Genomic DNA, 16,094 nt, shown 5'->3' on the forward strand with positions numbered 1-16,094 from the left:
GCCCCAACATGTCATCGCATAAAAGCCAACGCCGACGCGGTGCTGCACAGACCAGCGGCAATCCCAAATTCTGGGGGCGGCATGCGGTGGCCGCCGCGCTTGAAAATCCGGAGCGCCGCATCCTCAAAGTCTGGGCGACGCGCGAGGCGATGGCTTCGTTCGAGCTGCCGTCGGGCATCCCTTTTCAATTCTGCGAAGGCTCCGACCTCGCCCGATTCGTTCCCCGCGACACCCCGCATCAGGGCATTGTTGCCGAAGTCGCGCCGCTTGAGGATGTCTGGTTGTCGGACGTGCTCGATGCACATGATGATGATGATCGGCCCATCCTGATACTCGACCAGATTACAGACCCGCACAATGTGGGTGCAATTTTCCGGTCCGCCGCCGCCTTTGACGCAATTGCCGTCGTGACGCAGGACCGGCATGCGCCCCCAGAGTCTGGCGTATTGGCCAAATCGGCATCGGGCGCTCTGGAAGTCGTGCCCTGGGTGCGCGTGGTCAATCTGGCCCGTGCACTCGACGAGATAGCCGAGCATAATTATTGGCGTATCGGGCTAACCGGCCATGCCGATGTCACGCTTGCGGAAGCACTGGCCCCATCCCGAAATGCGCTGGTGCTCGGCGCAGAGGGTGAAGGCATGCGCGCCAATATCGAGGATCATTGCGACCAGCTGGCCAAGCTGCCGATCAGTGAACAGATGGAAAGCCTCAACGTCTCCAACGCCGCAGCCATCGCGCTTTATGCCGCCGCGACCATGCGCCAATCGAAAGCTGACTGATGCATTTCAAGAAAATAGCCGCCATCGGCCTCGCCATTGTCGCACCGATGAGCCTGTCGGGCTGCCTGCTTTTGCCCGGTGAGTTCAATTCGGAAATGACCCTGCTTGCCGATGGCGAGTTTTCGTTCAGCTACAAGGGGCAGATTCAGCTGGTCGGTCTGGCCAATCTGCTGAACGATACTCTCGACGCTGAGGGCGCCGGAACCGAATTTGCCGCATCCTGCTACGGCGCGCTTCCAGACGAAGCGAAGAGCGAGGAAGAGAAGAAAAAGGACAAGCGCAAACAGAAGGCTGAAGAAAAAGCCGCAGCCGACAGCGCAGTGGCAGAGGCGGCGCTTGCAGAAATCGGCAGCGCCGATGGCGGAACGGCCGCCTCGAAGACGTCACAGGAAAGCTATGACGGTGAAGACACAACCAGCGCAGCGGCTACGGTAGACGAAAGCGAAGCGGCAACCGCCGTCGAAGACGCAGCTGAAGCCGCAGCTGAAGCAGCGGCGGATGCGGCGGAAGCAATCAGCGACGACGATTATACCGAACGCGATTGCACACCTGCAGAAGTCGAACAGCAAAAGAAAGAGTGGGACGAAACCCAGGCTGCCTCCAAAAAGGAAAAGGAGCAGGCCAAAAAGATGTTTGGCGCGATGCTTGGCGGTATCGACCCTAGCAACCCGAAGACCATCGAACGCTTTACCAAGGAAGTCGAGCGACTGGCGGCGTGGAACAAGGTCGAGCATCTGGGAAATGGTGTTTTCATGATCGATTATTCGACCAAAGGGAAATTGGCCGACGACTTCGCCTTTCCCGTGATACCCCGTTATGCGCTGGGTAGTCCTATGATCCACATCACCCGCTGGGATAACGGCCGGGTACGGATCGAAGCGCCGACCTTTCACAATGATGCCGACGTTTCGTTGATGGCACTCATGGGATCAGGATCGATGATCCCCGGCATGGGAGGCGCGAAAAAGAACCTCGAACCGGTCGAGGTCAAAGGCACTTTCACAATTCGCACCAATGCCCGGATTTTGGCCAACAACACCGATGAGGGACCGGCAGACGAGGGCGGCATGCAGATATTGCGGTGGGATATCGGCCCCAAAACCTTCGGCCCGCCTATGGCGTTGCTGAAGCTGGTCAACTAATGGGGCTCACGGCGGATCAGATCAAATACTCGCTCGATACGCTGGCGGGTCAGGAAAAGCGCTTTGCCATTGCATTGGAGCAGGCGGGCTATCCCGAACCGCGCATCCGCGAGCGCGGCTATACGACCCTGCTGCGCACGATCGTCGGCCAACAGGTCAGCGTCGCTGCCGCTTCATCGATGTGGAACAAGTTGGCCGCCAAGCTGGGCGAGGACTGCGCGCCGCAGAAGTTGCTGGCCGAAGATTTCGACAGTCTGCGCGCGTGCGGCCTCAGCCGCCAGAAACAGGGCTATGCGCGTAGTCTTGCCGAACTGGTCGTTTCAGGCGCGCTGCCGCTCGATGCACTGCCCGAGGATGACGAAGAAGCGATCGCCTATCTGACCAAGGTCAAAGGCATTGGCCGCTGGTCTGCCGAAATCTATCTGCTCTTCGCCGAAGGTCGCCCTGACATATGGCCAGCGGGCGATCTGGCGGTGCAGGAAGGCGTCAAGCGCATCCTGTTGCTCGACGAGCGCCCGACCGAAAAACCGACACGAGAAGTGGCCGAAGCCTGGCGTCCACACAGGGGCGCTGCGGCGATCTTTACCTGGCACTATTATGCGACGGGTTTTGAAGCGATTTGATAGTTAAAGCCGCAAAGTCGGATTCAGCGTCATCATTTCCAGCACAAACGACTTCGGCTTTTTGAAAAACTTGCTCTTCCGGTTGACTGACAGCCCGAGAAGGGCTGCAGCCTCCATCACGAAATGGACGCAATTGCGTTTGTTCAAACTATAGCTTTTGCCCGACATGCTGCGCCAGCGTTCGACATGATCGATCAGTTTGCGATATTCTGCATCCGACAGGCGCAAGGTGAAATGCGGGTTGCTGCGCGACACATATTTCGCATCCTTGGTCTCGATCATGCCTTTGACCGAACCCATCAGAATCGCAGGCGAAACACTGACTGCGGTGAACCCGTAATTGGTATCAACCTTTTCGCCGGTCGCATCGACAGTCCCCTTCAGCCGGATGAAGGCATGGGGGAAATAGTCCCCGAAATCATGGCTGTAAAAGGTTGCGACGACCTCCGCACGGGCCTGTCCCGGCGTTGTTGCCAGTAACAATGCGAGCAGGGTTGAGAAGAGTAATCGAAACATGAGCATAGGTAGAGGCTGAATATCGCCCTCCATTCCATGCTGCAAGTAGGGGTTGACCCGGCGGGCGAATTGCTGTGCTTACAGCGATGCAAATAAGAGGGAGAGTCGAGCCATGTCCAGCAACCGCAAAAGCATCTTCGTAACCGGCGCCGCGTCGGGCCTAGGTCGCGAAGTATCGCGCTATTTTGCCGAAAAGGGCTGGTTCGTCGGTCTGGCCGATGTCAACGACGCAGGCCTCAAGGAAACCGCGGATATGCTGCCCGCCGGTCAGTGGTCGATCCACAAGCTTGACGTCACCAACCGCCCGCAATGGAAAGCGGCGGTGGCCGAATTCGCCAAACACACGGGCGGCAAGATGGACGTGCTGTTCAACAACGCCGGTGTTGGCACCGGCGGGCCAATCCAGGATATGACCGACGAAGATATCGACCGGATGATTGCGATCAATGTAACCGGCGTCATCAACGGTATCCGCGCTGGATTCCCTTATCTGCAGGCAACGCCCAATAGCTGTGTACTCAACACGGCGTCAGCGGCGGGAATTTACGGGTCTGCTGGCCTCAGTGTATATAGCGCAACCAAATTCGCAGTGCGCGGCCTGACCGAGGCACACGACATTGAATGGCGCGAACTGGGCATCAAGGCGCGTTCGCTAATGCCCGGTTTCATCGATACTAATATCATCGGCGCGGTTGCGCCCGGATCAAACCAGACAGGAAAGCAGCGTCTTGAAGAAGCGGGCATCGAGGTCAGCCCTGTTTCGATCATCGGTCCCGCCGCTTGGGAAGCTGTGCACGGGGACAAGGTGCACACGCCCGTCAACAAACTGGCAAAACAACTCGCCTTCGCCGCGCGCTGGTTCCCGGGTCGCTTGCGCAGACAGTTGTCGACGATGCAGGGTATCGAGACGGTGGTGAAGAACTGAGCACTCTCCCCTCCCGCTTACGGGAGGGGCTGGGGGAGTGTCTGAAACGACCGACGGCTCGCTTCGCTCGCATCCTCCCTTAATCCCGCCCGCAAGCGGGAGGAAGAAACTAGGCGAACCTATCAATCGCGGTCGCTAACGCAATGTCGCGTTCGGACAATCCACCCGCATCATGGGTGGTCAGCAAAATTTCGACGCGGTTGTATACATTGAACCATTCAGGGTGGTGATCGGCCTTCTCGGCAAGGATCGCCACCCGGCTCATGAAACCAAAAGCTTCGGCAAAATCCGCAAAACGGAATGTGCGCTTGATACCCCGCGCTTCGGCATCATAGCTCCAGCCGGGCAATCCAGCCAAAGCGGCCTCGCGTTCGCTTGCGTCCAGTTCCCGAACAGCCATCTCACTCTCCTGCCTTTGCTTTTTGCGCGCGCCGTGCCTATGTCGCGCCATGCCGCACAGTCAAGCCGCATCGCCAAGCATCGCATTGCACCGAGTAGCCATCATACGCGGCAGCCGGGTGATCCTGCGCGATTTTGATCTGGAGGTTGAAAGCGGCGAACTGATCTGGGTGCGCGGCGCCAATGGCAGCGGCAAGTCGACCTTGTTCCGGGCACTTTCCGGCCTGCTTTCGGTCGCATCGGGGGAGGTCAGCATCAGCGGCGCGATTGCTCTTTGCGATGACAATCTTGCCCTGGACCTTGACCAGCCGCTCGAAAAAGCGATCCGTTTCTGGACGGACCTTGACGGCATCGAACCGGCAAGGCTGGAATTTGCACTCGAAACGCTCGACCTGATCGGTTTGGCAGAATTGCCAGTGCGGCTTTTATCTGCCGGACAAAAACGTCGCGGCGCATTGGCGCGGCTCTTGGCCAGCGAAGCGCCGATCTGGCTGCTCGACGAACCCTATAATGGCCTCGATCAGGCTAATGTCGCCCGTCTGGATGCGGCGCTGTCCCGCCATACCGAAAAAGGTGGAATCGCACTGGTTGCGTCGCACATTGCACCAACCGTCAATGTCGCCCGCAGCCTTGTTATCGACCGACCACGGACGGAAATGGCCGCATGAACGGCTTTGCAAGCATCGCCTGGCGCGAAGTACGCATCGCATGGACAGGAGGCGGGTTGTGGCTGCCGATCGTGTTTTACCTTGCGGTGGCAACACTGTTTCCATTCGTTACTGGCCCGGACAAAGCCCTACTCGCGCGGGTAGGTGGAAGTATCCTCTGGATCGCGGCTCTGCTCGCCAGCCTACTCCCCATTGAACGGCTAGTTCTGCCTGACCGTCAATCCGGCGTACTCGACCAGTTGGTGCTGCGCGGATGGGCAGACGAATGGATTGCTGCAGCGAAGATTGCAGGCCACATTGTCGGCTTCGGCATCCCCTTGCTGCTCGCAACGCCGGTTGCAATCGCCCTGCTCGGCGTGCCCGATGCGCAGGCAAAGACATTGATAATTGGCCTAGCCCTCACTTTGCCCGCCTTTGCCGGTCTAGGCGTGACAATCGCTGCGTTGACCGCTGGCCTCAACGGCGCATCGGCGCTGGGAGGGTTGCTGCTGGTGCCATTGGCGATTCCGATCCTGATTTTCGGAGCGGGAACTTTGGGCGATTCAGCCAACAACGCGTTGCAACTTCTCGCAGCCACAAGTTTGGCGATGACAGCCTTATCGCCTTTCGCTGCCGGGGCGGCATTGCGCGCCGCCCGCGACTGATTTAGTTATTCTCGGCCGCCATTTTTTGCGCATAGCCCTGCGCGACCATCGCCTCGACCATGTCGAACAGCTTGTCCGGCTCATGCGCGCGCATCACCGGAATGGCCGCCTCCATACCTTCAGCCACCACAATCTCGCGCTTTCCGGCATCAAGGGCATCCCAGATGGTCTTGGCAACATCGGCTGGATCAAGGCCATTGTCGATCGCCGCATCGCTGACACCACGCACCGATCCGTCAGACGCCAGTGCATTGCGTGAAACGTTGGTGCGCACCGAACCGGGCGCCACGACCAGCACTTTGATACCCTGCCCCGCAATTTCACTGCGCAGCGAATCTGCATAGCCGACAAGGCCGTGCTTGGCGGCGCAGTAAGCTGTACGCATGGGCACGCCCGCCTTGCCTGCAACACTCGATATCATCACAACCCCGCCCGATCCGCGCGACAGCAGGTGCGGCAGCAAGGCCTGCGTCAACGCAATTGGTGCCAACAGATCCACATCGACAATCTTCCGATACACCGACATGTCGGTATCGATGGCAAGCGAGCGCTGCGAGATGCCTGCGTTATTGACGAGCACATCGACATTGCCTGCAAAGGCTACAGCCTTTTCCACCATGGTCGGAATAGCTGCATAGTCGGTGCTTTCAAATGGCAGCACGAGGCAGCGGTCAGGTGCATGGGCAGCCACCGCTTCCAGCGCCGCGACATTGCGCCCCGAAAGCACACAGCGCCCGCCGCGTGCCAGCCATTCCTTTGCCAGCCCCTCACCGATTCCCGATGAAGCGCCGGTTATCCATGCTGTCTTGCCGCTCATTTCACATCCTCCGGAAAGGACGCCAGTTCGTCGTCCAGCGCCTTCTGCACGGCCTTGTAAAACGCCTCACGCCCATCCTGCCCGGCCGGGTCGGTGGCGCGCGGCCAGTTGCTGTTCGATGCGATCACCAGCTTGCGCTTGGGATCGATGAAGATACCTTGGCCGAAAATTCCCTGCGCTGCATAGCTGCCATCATCATACGTCCACCATTGAAAGCCATAGCCTCTGCCGGGGGTACCAATGTCTGCCTGCTTGGTGGTCGCCGAGGCAATCCAGCCGTCGGGCAAAATCGCCTTGCCGTTCACTAAACCGCCACCGAGGATGAACATCCCGAAGCGCGCATAATCGCGGGTTGATGCCTGAATGCAGCAACCGCTGATTTCATGACCGGTCGATCCCAGCAGCCAGCTTCCGTCCTGCTCCATGCCAAAAGGGGCCCAGACTTTTTCGGAAAGATAGTCGGACAATTTCTTCCCCGTCGCCTTGCTGACCAGAACGCCGATCAAATTGGTCTCACCGGTCTTGTAGACCCATTTGGTGCCGGCGGGTGCCTCACGCGGCAGCTTGCGCATATAGCTGACGGTTACGTCGATGCCCGGTTCGGCCTTATGCTCGTTGAAGCGGGCGACATCGGATTTTGGATCTTCATAATCTTCATTCCATTTGATGCCCGAGGTCATCGTCAGCAATTGCGCGATGGTGACATCGTCATAGGCCGATCCCTTCATTTCAGGGATATATTGCGTCACCTTGTCATCCAGGCTCTTGATATAGCCATCCTTGATTGCCGCACCGACCATCGTCGACGTCAGCGACTTGGCGACCGAAAAGCTGGTCCATTTGCCATTGCCATCGAAATCGAGGCCATATTTTTCGAGTCGAATTTGGCCATTGTGGACAATGACGAGGCCCGCGGTGCGCTGCGCCTTCATATAGGCATCAACGTCGATACCCGGCTTCAGTTCTGCACCTTTGGGGAGCGGAAAGACCTTCTCGCCTGCCCCAATGATGTTCGCCTTGGCGAGGACCGGCAAGCGGTCCATCGTGCGGAAGGCGGCATCACGTTGCGGGATCGACCAGAACAGGACGTTGCGATCGGTCGGCAGATTTGCCGCCAGATTGCGCATATCCTTGTCCATCGTCAGCCAACCGATGCCAAGCACCGCCGCTGCCACGACCAACAGGCCGATAATCCATTTCTTCATGCTGTCCCTCTCCCGTCCCGCTTCAATTTTTGACCAATGTTACCTGCGCCACGTTGATTCCGCCTCCACGGAACCCGCCCTCGCAATACATCAGGTAAAAACGCCAAAGCGCAATGAATTTCTCGTCAAAGCCAGCGGGCAAACGCCCTTCCGCTACGGCAGCGTCGAAACGTTCGCGCCATAGACGCAGCGTCTCTGCATAGTGCGCGCCATAATCGACCTGATCTGCCCAGCGCAGCCCGCGCGCCTCCGCCAAGGCGCGGAAGCGGCCTTCCGACAGCAGCATCCCGCCGGGAAAGATATAGCGCTGGATGAAATCCTGCCCGTCGGCATATTGCTGAAAAATGTCATCTTCGATGCGGATATATTGCAACGCGGCCCGCCCACCGGGTTTCAGGCATCGGGCGATACAGTCCAGATAGGCGGGCCAATATTTTTGACCCACTGCTTCGACCATCTCGACGCTGGCTATGGCATCATATTGTCCGGTAACATCGCGATAGTCGGTCAGCGTGATCTTCCAGTCGCGCTTCTCACCCAGCCGTGCCTCGGCAAAGCGGATCTGTTCGGGGGACAGGCTGATGCCGTGATAGCTTGCTAAATCGCGTTCGAGTACAGCTTCTGCCAATCCTCCCCAGCCGCACCCGATTTCAAGTAGGCTTTCGTTTCCAGTCAGATGCAGACGATCCAGAATGAGGTTGATTTTGCGCCGCTGCCCCGATTCCAGCGCCTCGTCTAGCGGCGGAAGTTTCGCAAAAACGGCACTGGAATAGGTCATCGTCGCATCGAGCCAGGACTCGTAGAAATCATTGCCGAGATCATAGTGCGCTTCGATATTGTCGCGCGCATGTTTGCGGGTGTTCCGGTGCAGCCAATGCGCCATGCGACCGGCGATTTTCGCCAATCCCGATGCACGGCCCACGCTGCCGAGCGCAACCCGGTTGCGCATGAATAGGTCAAAAATGGGAACAGGATCGGGGCTATACCACTCTCCCGCAGCCCAACCCTCGTACCAGCCGACCGAACCGCTGCGCGCCAGCCGGACCAACGCGTTCCAGTTGCGAATTTCGATCGTCGCAGCGGGGCCCTCACCCCGCCCTCCGGCAACCCGGTTCGAACCGTCGGGCAAGCGGCCTTCTATCACCCCATATTCCAACCCCTGATCAATGCGATCCAATATGGTGGAGATGAAATGCGCCGCAGCCTTCCCCTTCAGCCGCGAAAAAAGGCCGCCCCGCGTGCCCGGCAAACTGGCCTGGTGGACGAGGTGACGGCCTCTGTTCTGTTCGGGTGCATTCATTGCATCCGTTTATGCTGCGATTACTTCTTCTTCAACTCATCGCGGATTTCGGTGAGCAGATCGACCTCGCTCGGGCCGGTAGCGGCTGGCGGCGGCGGCATGACCTTGTTGGCCTGACGCACGATCAGGAAAATGACGAATGCCAGAATCAGGAAGTTGATAATCGCGGTAATGAAGCTGCCCCAGGCGAAGACATTTGCACCCGCAGCTTTCGCCGCAGCCAATGACATCCCGGACTGAACCTTATCCGCACCGCCCAGAACGATGTATTTCGCCGAAAAGTCGGTTCCACCGCCGGTGACGAGGGAAATCAGAGGCATGATCAAATCGTCGGTAAGAGACGACACAATTTTACCGAATGCGGCACCGATAATCACACCAACCGCAAGGTCGAGCACGTTACCACGTGCAATGAACGCTTTGAATTCACTTAACATTAGACGTCTCCCCATAGGCTTTTTGACCTACATCCATGGTAAACATATTGTAACAAGTGTCGAGACGAGCAAATGTAACTTTTTCAGCGATTGAAACCGGGCATCCACTGCCCTATCTAAGCAATACACAAAGGCTTTCCGGGGAAGGAGTACCCTCATGCGTTCCGATCTTGCAAAATTCCTGCTTGTACCTGTTGCTGCCGTTTCGGTGGCTGGTTGCGGCATCAACAGCGTTCCTACCGCCGAAGAAAATGCAAAGGCAAAATGGGCCGATGTACAGGCCGCATTTCAGGAACGCAGCAACCTGATCCCCAATCTTGCAGCTGTCGTCAAAGGTGCCGCCGCACAGGAAAACAAGACGCTGACCGAAGTGATCGAAGCGCGCGCCAAAGCGACTTCGGTTACCCTGGCACCCGGCGATCTGAGCGATCCGGCAAAGATGGCAGCTTTCCAATCGGCACAGAATAATCTGTCGGGCAGCCTCTCACGCCTGCTGGTTTCGGTTGAACAATATCCGCAATTGAAAAGCCAGGAAGGCTTCCTGAAATTGCAGGACCAGTTGGAAGGTCAGGAAAACCGCATCCGCATCACGCTGCGTGATTACAACGAAGCGGTGCGCCAGTATAACACGACAATCCGCACCTTCCCCGACATCATTGGCGCGAAAGTGATCCACGGCGCCAAGCCGATGGTGCCCTATGAAGCGTCGACGCCGGGTGCAGAAGTCGCACCGAAACTCGACATGGCACCGACGCAGTAAAGCCGCTGAACCGGATAAAGAATATGTTCAGGGCCTTTGCCCTAATCCTTGTGACGCTGAGCGTCTTCATCGGCAATCCAGCGTCCGCGCAGGATTTTCCGAAACTGACCGGCCGCGTGGTCGATCAGGCGGATTTGCTGTCGCCCGAGCAGGAAGCATCGCTGACAACCAAGCTGGCGGGGCTGGAAACCCAGTCCAACCGCCAGCTGGTCGTTGCTACGATCAAGGATCTGCAGGGTTACGAGATCTCGGACTATGGCTATCGGCTCGGTCGGACATGGGCGATCGGGCAGGATGGCAAGGGCGAGAGCGAAAAGGATAATGGCGCAATCCTGATCGTTGCGCCGAATGAGCGCAAGATGCGGATCGAGGTGGGATACGGTCTTGAACCGGTACTCACCGACGGTCTCTCGTCGAGCATCATCCGCAACGACATCACACCCTTTTTCAAAGCTGGTGATTTCAACGGTGGCATCAATGCCGGCGTCGATTGCATCGTCACGCAATTGACCCTGCCACCCGAAGAGGCGGCCAAGGTTGCTGAAGAGGCTGCATTGGCCGAAACACGCTCGAATGATGATGGCGAGGCCGTTTTTCTCGTCATCTTCTGGCTGTTCATCTTCCTCTTCTTCATCCTGCCGATCATCATCTCAATCGCGCGCGGAGGCAAAAAGCATCGGCGCGGCCGCGACAAGCATTGGGGCGGCCCGGTGATCATCTGGGGCGGTGGCGGATCGAGCTGGGGCGGCGGCAGCAGCGGCGGTTTCGGCGGTGGCAGCTTTGGCGGCGGAGGCTTCTCGGGCGGCGGCGGTAGCTTCGGCGGCGGCGGTGCCTCGGGGGGATGGTGAGCATGGCCTTGCGCAAGATCAGCCATGTCAGTGAAGCCGATCACCAGTTGGTGACTGCGGCGGTTGCCGAGGCCGAACATCACACCAGCGGTGAAATCGTCACGATCGTCACCGACCTGTCTGACGATTATCACGACATCGCACTGTCATGGGCCACCATGATTGCGTTCCTAGCCTTGTCGGTGGTCGCGGTATTCCCCGATTTCTATCTCGGCATGGTCGACCGCGCATTGGGCGGATGGGAGCATGACTGGACGGCGAGCGAATATCTTGCGCTGATCTTCCTGTTCATGGGTGGCAAATGGCTGGGCACTTGGCTTCTCATGAAATGGATGCCTTTACGGCTGTTTCTGACGCCCAAGCATATTAAAATGCGCCGCGTGCGCGCCCGCGCGATCGACCTGTTCAAGGTGGGTACCGAGAGCAAGACCGTCGGGCGCACCGGTGTGCTGCTATACCTTTCCATGCGCGAACACCGGGCTGAAATCGTTGCCGACGAAGCCATTGCCAGCAAGGTAGCGCCCGAAGTTTGGGGTGATGCCATGATCGCATTGATCGATAACCTTCGCGAAGGCCGCCCCGGTGAAGGCATGGCCGAAGCGGTGCGGCAAATGGGCGTAGTGCTCGCCGAACATTTCCCCAAAGGCAGCGAAAACCCCAATGAATTGCCCGACAGGCTGATCGAAATCTGATGAGCGACAGTGAGATTGAGGAAATCGTCTGGCAGGGCAAATTCGTTACCGCCAAACGCAAGGGCAAATGGGAGTTTGTCAGCCGGTCTCGCGGGATTAAGGCGGCGGTCATCCTGGCAGTCGAGGACGGGCATGTCCTGCTGGTCGAGCAATATCGCGTGCCACTGGGCAGGAACTGCATCGAACTACCCGCAGGCCTGATCGGCGACGAAACCGAAGGCGAAGACCCGCTGGAGGCGGCAGGTCGCGAACTGGAAGAAGAAACCGGTTACCGCGCGGCTAAGCTGGAATCGCTCGGCGAATATTATTCGTCACCCGGCATGGTCAGCGAAAGTTTCACGCTGGTGCGGGCTTCAGGTTTGACCAAGGTGGGTGAAGGCGGCGGTACGGACGGAGAAGACATCACCGTGCACCGTGTTGCCCTAAGCGCGCTTCAGGGCTTTCTGGACGAAAAACGCAGTGAAGGCATGGGCGTTGATGTCCGCCTTCTAATGCTTTTGGGCCCGCAGCTTATCTGAAATTGTCGGCGTAAGCCTGCAGCTTGAGCACTTTGGGCGCAGCAGGAATAACGGTGTAACTGATGCCATTTTTGTCGGCATAGGCCTTGGCGGCCTCAAGGGTCGCAAATTTCAGGTTCAACTGGCGACGCGTATCGGCAGAACCAGCCCAACCCATCAGCGGATCAGGGCGCTGCGCGTCGACGGGGTTATATTCCAGCACCCATTGCCCGGTTCCATAACGGCCCGATTGCAGCGCATTTTTCGATTTCTGGACGATCCGTGCCTGAGTCATAAATACCCCTTCTGCAGCGGCCCTTTCGCCGATTTAGGCGCGCCAATCAAGTGCGCGATTGCGCCTTTTTGGTCTTAAGACTGGCAACCGCAGCCGTCGGATCGTCAGGCCAGTTGTGCTTGGGGTACCGCCCGCGCATTTCCTTGGCGACATCGGCCCAACTGCCTCTCCAGAATCCGGGCAAATCGCGTGTGGTCTGGATCGGGCGGCCTGCAGGGGATGTGAGCGAAAGCACCAGCGGCGTTCGTTCGTTTCCAATGACCGGATGTTCGGCAAGTCCGAACAAGGCCTGCACGCGCAATTCGACCAACGGTCCGCCTTCCGCCGAATAGTCGATGGCGTGGGTAGTACCTGCAGGCGAGGCGAAATGCGGTGGAGCCAGCCGATCAATGGCCTGTTGTCCGTCCCAACCAATCAGACCCTGCAACGCATTGTGCAAAGCGCCCGGACCAAGTTCAGACAATCGCCGCTTGCCGCCCAGCAATGGCGCGAGCCACATCTCGAGGGCATCGACTAGCTCAGCGTCGCTCAAACCGGCAACCCCTGCCCATTGCGCCCGTTCACGCAGCCGTATCGAGGCATCGCTCCACGGTAGCAGGCCAAGCCCATATTCGCGCACGCCCTCCAGCAAGGCTGCAGCGATAACCTCCGGATCGGCCTTGGCGTCTTGCCCCTTTGATAGCGTTATCGCACCCAGCCGCCGACCGCTTTCCGTTCGCACACCTCCGGTTGCCGGATCAAAGCTTATATGTGCGCCGCTTACAATGCGGTCGCCATAGAGCACCTCAATTTCCGCAAAATCGATTGCTGCTGCCGATAGTATCCGCGCGCCCGATGCGGCTCCTTGGATATCGGCAACCGCCAACCATTCTTCCTTAGCTAGCGGATGCGCAGGATCGAGCCGATATCCCCTGCCCCCTACGCTCAACCAATTTTCGCCCGAAGCGTCGCGGCGCTTTGCGATGCGGTCCGGGAAAGCAAGGGCGGCGGCCATAGCGACGCTCCCCTCCGATTTGTCATTCAACGTCGAAGGGGCAAGTTGCGACCATCGCAAAGCCAATCTCCGCGCCGCCTCTGCCCTCTGGCCGCGCTCGCTGCGCCAGCGCTCGAGGCGTCGTTCGAGATCGGTATCATTGCCGCCAAGTCCACGTTCGGACAGCAACACGGCAACTTCGGCCGCGAGCTTGCCGAAACCCAGTGCCGACGCCGTGACCAGCATATGCGCGATCCGCGGTGGCAGCGGCAGGCGCGCAATTGCGTGCCCATGTTTGGTAGGGCGTCCGTCCCCGTCGATTGCCTCCAGTTCGGCCAATCGCGTGCGCGCCTCGTCAATCGCAGTCTTGGGTGGCGAATCGAGCCATTGCAGCGACGCTGGATCGCTAACACCCCACAGCACGCAATCGAGCAACAGAGGCGAAAGATCGGCTTCCAATATCTCTGGCGGATCGAATGGCGGCATGCCTGCGGTCGCAGCTTCCTCCCACAAACGATAGGCGACGCCCGGCCCCTGCCTTGCCGCGCGCCCCGCCCTTTGCGTTACCGCCGCCTGACTGGCGCGTTCGGTTACCAGCCTGGTCGATCCGGCTGCGCGATCGTAACGGGCGCGCCTTGCCAGACCGCTGTCGACAACGATGCGGACGCCGTCGATCGTCAGGCTGGTTTCGGCAATAGAGGTTGCAAGGATGACCTTTCGAAGGGCACTTTTGCGAATGGCGGCCCGCTGTTCGGCTGGATCGAGGCTGCCATGCAGCCGATGGGTTTCGGCGGATATCCCTTCCAGTCGCTCTGCCGTCCGCTCGATTTCGGCAACACCGGGCAGGAAAGCGAGCACATCGCCTTCCTTCTCCTCGGTCAAAGCTCGGCGGATGGCTGCTGCCATTTCATCCTCGATACGTGTCTCGGCCTTGCGCCCGATATGGCGCAATTCGAGTGGCCAGGATTTGCCTTCGCTTTCAACGATTGGTGCGCCCATCAATGTGGCAAAACGCCCGCCGTCAAGCGTGGCCGACATCGCGACCAACCGCAAATCGGGGCGCAGCCCGCCTTGGGCATCTAGGGCCAAAGCCAAGCCGAAATCGCTGTCGAGGCTGCGTTCATGGACTTCATCGAACAGCACCGCCGAGACCCCCGCAAGCTCGGGATCGTCCTGAATGCGGTTACGGAATATGCCTTCGGTCAGAACCAATATGCGCGTTTTGGCCGACTGTTTGCTGTCCATTCGGGTCGCATATCCAACAAGTCCGCCGACCGGTTCGCCCGTCAGTTCGGCGATCCTCTCCGCTGCTGCGCGTGCGGCCAATCTGCGAGGAGAAAGCAGCAATATCTGGCCGATGCACCATTTTTCCGCCAGCAAGGCAGAGGCAACCATCGTAGTCTTGCCTGCTCCGGGTGGTGCGATCAGAACAGCATTGGAGCCCGCGACAAGCGCAGCCTTCAATTCCGATAGTACAGCTTCGACAGGAAGGGTCACGCCGCCTTAATAGGCGCGGGCAATGGCAAACTCCACCGCCTCGACCAGCGCATCCTTCGCAGCGCTGGCAGGGAACGGGCCGAGAGCATCGATCGCTCGCTGACCATAATGGCGGGCGCGTTCGAGTGTGTCGTCGATCGCGTTATATTTGCGCAGCAGACTAGTCGCATAAGCCAGATCGTCGGCGCTTACACGGTGACCAAGCATCGCATTGTGCCAGAAATGCTTTTCATCGACGTCGCCTCGGCTGTGCGCGAGGATGACCGGTAACGTCACCTTGCCATCGCGGAAATCGTCGCCCGCATCCTTGCCCATCGTTACGCCATCGGAGACATAATCGATCGCATCGTCGACCAGCTGGAAGGCTATGCCCAGATTGCGGCCATAAGCATCGAGCGCCAGTTCGTCCACCTCGGGGCGTTCGGCAACCACGGCGGCAATGCGACAAGCCGCAGCAAAAAGCGCCGCTGTCTTCGATCCGATAATATCGAGATATTTTTCCTGACTGGTGGAAATCTGCCGCTGCGCGGTGAGCTGGTTCACCTCGCCCTCGGCAATCACCGCTGACGCATTGGACAGGATCTTGAGGACCTTCAACGATCCATCCTCGACCATCAATTCGAACGAACGGCTGAACAAGAAATCGCCAACGAGAACGGCGGCAGGATTGCCGAAGATCAGATTCGCGGCGGTCTTGCCGCGCCGCATGTCGCTGCCATCGACAACATCATCGTGCAGCAGCGTCGCGGTGTGGATGAATTCCACCGCAGCTGCCAATTTGTGGTGCCGATCCCCAGGATAGTCGAGCAAACGCGCGCAGGCGAGCGTCAGCATCGGCCGCATCCGCTTTCCACCGCCCGCAATCAAATGGCCCGCCAATTCGGGGATCAGCGGAATTTCAGACTGCATCCGGTCAAGGATAACGGCATTCACGCGATTCATTTCCGGAGCTACGAGATTGAGCATCGGCTGGAGCGAAGGCGTGCGCGCGGCGCCAAGTTGGTGAATGGTCGCAGTCATATCCTCCAAAGCCTTGGCAAGCGGCAGCCTCGCGCGCAAGTGCAAAAGCTGCAATGC

At 58.8% G+C, this 16,094-nt stretch carries 19 protein-coding genes; 10 read left to right on the forward strand and 9 right to left on the reverse strand.

Annotation, left to right across the window (positions count from 1 at the left end):
• Nucleotides 1-8: 8 nt before the first annotated feature.
• The 3 genes from rlmB to DXH95_RS08375 are packed head-to-tail and all read left to right on the forward strand — an operon-like array spanning nt 9 to nt 2,544.
• Nucleotides 9-779: a 23S rRNA (guanosine(2251)-2'-O)-methyltransferase RlmB gene (gene rlmB / locus DXH95_RS08365; protein ID WP_115548898.1), complete on the forward strand. Its 771-nt coding sequence runs from the start codon at nt 9-11 to the stop codon at nt 777-779.
• Entirely contained in the window at nt 779-1,921 is a 1,143-nt protein-coding gene (locus tag DXH95_RS08370; RefSeq protein WP_115548899.1) for a hypothetical protein, read from the forward strand. Before rlmB ends, DXH95_RS08370 begins: the two co-directional genes overlap by 1 nt.
• Nucleotides 1,921-2,544: a DNA-3-methyladenine glycosylase family protein gene (locus DXH95_RS08375; RefSeq protein WP_115548900.1), complete on the forward strand. Its 624-nt coding sequence runs from the start codon at nt 1,921-1,923 to the stop codon at nt 2,542-2,544. The genes DXH95_RS08370 and DXH95_RS08375 overlap by 1 nt, the downstream gene beginning before the upstream one ends.
• A 3-nt stretch (nt 2,545-2,547) precedes the next feature.
• Here the strand turns inward: DXH95_RS08375 and DXH95_RS08380 are convergent, their stop codons facing one another.
• Complete coding sequence (locus DXH95_RS08380; protein ID WP_239016586.1) at nt 2,548-3,060, reverse strand: hypothetical protein; 513 nt, start codon at nt 3,058-3,060, stop codon at nt 2,548-2,550.
• A gap of 112 nt (nt 3,061-3,172) precedes the next feature.
• Here DXH95_RS08380 and DXH95_RS08385 point away from each other — a divergent pair, with 112 nt between their 5' ends.
• The gene (locus DXH95_RS08385) at nt 3,173-3,985 is read left to right on the forward strand and encodes an SDR family oxidoreductase (RefSeq protein ID WP_115548902.1); all 813 of its coding nucleotides are present in this window, start codon (nt 3,173-3,175) and stop codon (nt 3,983-3,985) included.
• 109 nt (nt 3,986-4,094) lie between these two features.
• Here the strand turns inward: DXH95_RS08385 and DXH95_RS08390 are convergent, their stop codons facing one another.
• Nucleotides 4,095-4,385 (reverse strand): 4a-hydroxytetrahydrobiopterin dehydratase, encoded by a 291-nt coding sequence (locus DXH95_RS08390; protein WP_115548903.1) that lies wholly within the window; start codon nt 4,383-4,385, stop codon nt 4,095-4,097.
• A 49-nt stretch (nt 4,386-4,434) separates the two neighbouring features.
• Between DXH95_RS08390 and ccmA the strand changes: the two genes are divergently transcribed.
• Both ccmA and DXH95_RS08400 read left to right on the forward strand, forming a co-directional pair.
• Entirely contained in the window at nt 4,435-5,052 is a 618-nt protein-coding gene (gene ccmA / locus DXH95_RS08395; protein ID WP_115548904.1) for a heme ABC exporter ATP-binding protein CcmA, read from the forward strand.
• Nucleotides 5,049-5,696, forward strand: a complete 648-nt coding sequence (locus DXH95_RS08400) for a heme exporter protein CcmB (RefSeq protein ID WP_115548905.1) — start codon at nt 5,049-5,051, stop codon at nt 5,694-5,696. The genes ccmA and DXH95_RS08400 overlap by 4 nt, the downstream gene beginning before the upstream one ends.
• Before the next feature lies 1 nt (nt 5,697).
• On the opposite strand, the gene DXH95_RS08405 is transcribed toward DXH95_RS08400, so the two are convergent.
• From DXH95_RS08405 to mscL, 4 genes are read right to left on the reverse strand one after another with little or no spacing between them, the layout of a single operon-like run.
• Entirely contained in the window at nt 5,698-6,513 is an 816-nt protein-coding gene (locus DXH95_RS08405; RefSeq protein ID WP_115548906.1) for an SDR family NAD(P)-dependent oxidoreductase, read from the reverse strand.
• Entirely contained in the window at nt 6,510-7,718 is a 1,209-nt protein-coding gene (locus DXH95_RS08410) for a serine hydrolase domain-containing protein (RefSeq protein ID WP_115548907.1), read from the reverse strand. Before DXH95_RS08410 ends, DXH95_RS08405 begins: the two co-directional genes overlap by 4 nt.
• A 22-nt stretch (nt 7,719-7,740) precedes the next feature.
• Nucleotides 7,741-9,018, reverse strand: coding sequence for an SAM-dependent methyltransferase (locus DXH95_RS08415; protein ID WP_115548908.1), 1,278 nt, complete (start codon nt 9,016-9,018; stop codon nt 7,741-7,743).
• A gap of 20 nt (nt 9,019-9,038) precedes the next feature.
• Nucleotides 9,039-9,455, reverse strand: coding sequence for a large conductance mechanosensitive channel protein MscL (mscL, locus tag DXH95_RS08420; RefSeq protein WP_115548909.1), 417 nt, complete (start codon nt 9,453-9,455; stop codon nt 9,039-9,041).
• Nucleotides 9,456-9,612: 157 nt separating this feature from the next.
• Between mscL and DXH95_RS08425 the strand changes: the two genes are divergently transcribed.
• The 4 genes from DXH95_RS08425 to DXH95_RS08440 are packed head-to-tail and all read left to right on the forward strand — an operon-like array spanning nt 9,613 to nt 12,273.
• Nucleotides 9,613-10,215, forward strand: a complete 603-nt coding sequence (locus tag DXH95_RS08425; RefSeq protein WP_115548910.1) for a LemA family protein — start codon at nt 9,613-9,615, stop codon at nt 10,213-10,215.
• 23 nt (nt 10,216-10,238) lie between these two features.
• A complete protein-coding gene (locus DXH95_RS08430) occupies nt 10,239-11,063 on the forward strand; it encodes a TPM domain-containing protein (RefSeq protein WP_115548911.1) in 825 nt (274 codons plus the stop codon).
• Nucleotides 11,064-11,065: 2 nt separating this feature from the next.
• On the forward strand, nt 11,066-11,755 hold the full coding sequence (locus DXH95_RS08435) for a TPM domain-containing protein (RefSeq protein WP_420822277.1): 690 nt from the start codon (nt 11,066-11,068) through the stop codon (nt 11,753-11,755).
• The gene (locus DXH95_RS08440; RefSeq protein WP_115548912.1) at nt 11,755-12,273 is read left to right on the forward strand and encodes an NUDIX hydrolase; all 519 of its coding nucleotides are present in this window, start codon (nt 11,755-11,757) and stop codon (nt 12,271-12,273) included. The genes DXH95_RS08435 and DXH95_RS08440 overlap by 1 nt, the downstream gene beginning before the upstream one ends.
• Here DXH95_RS08440 and DXH95_RS08445 read toward each other — a convergent pair.
• Genes DXH95_RS08445 through DXH95_RS08455 form a run of 3 tightly spaced genes read right to left on the reverse strand, consistent with a single transcriptional unit; the run spans nt 12,266 to nt 16,037 of the window.
• The gene (locus DXH95_RS08445) at nt 12,266-12,547 is read right to left on the reverse strand and encodes an ETC complex I subunit (RefSeq protein WP_115548913.1); all 282 of its coding nucleotides are present in this window, start codon (nt 12,545-12,547) and stop codon (nt 12,266-12,268) included. The two genes, DXH95_RS08440 and DXH95_RS08445, sit on opposite strands and share 8 nt — an antisense overlap.
• Nucleotides 12,548-12,593: 46 nt before the next feature.
• A complete protein-coding gene (hrpB, locus tag DXH95_RS08450; RefSeq protein ID WP_115548914.1) occupies nt 12,594-15,017 on the reverse strand; it encodes an ATP-dependent helicase HrpB in 2,424 nt (807 codons plus the stop codon).
• Between the two features lie 6 nt (nt 15,018-15,023).
• Nucleotides 15,024-16,037, reverse strand: coding sequence for a polyprenyl synthetase family protein (locus DXH95_RS08455; protein ID WP_115549482.1), 1,014 nt, complete (start codon nt 16,035-16,037; stop codon nt 15,024-15,026).
• Nucleotides 16,038-16,094 lie beyond the last annotated feature (57 nt).

The sequence above is a fragment of the Sphingorhabdus pulchriflava genome (genome assembly GCF_003367235.1).
GTDB classification, from domain to species: Bacteria; Pseudomonadota; Alphaproteobacteria; order Sphingomonadales; family Sphingomonadaceae; genus Sphingorhabdus_B; species Sphingorhabdus_B pulchriflava.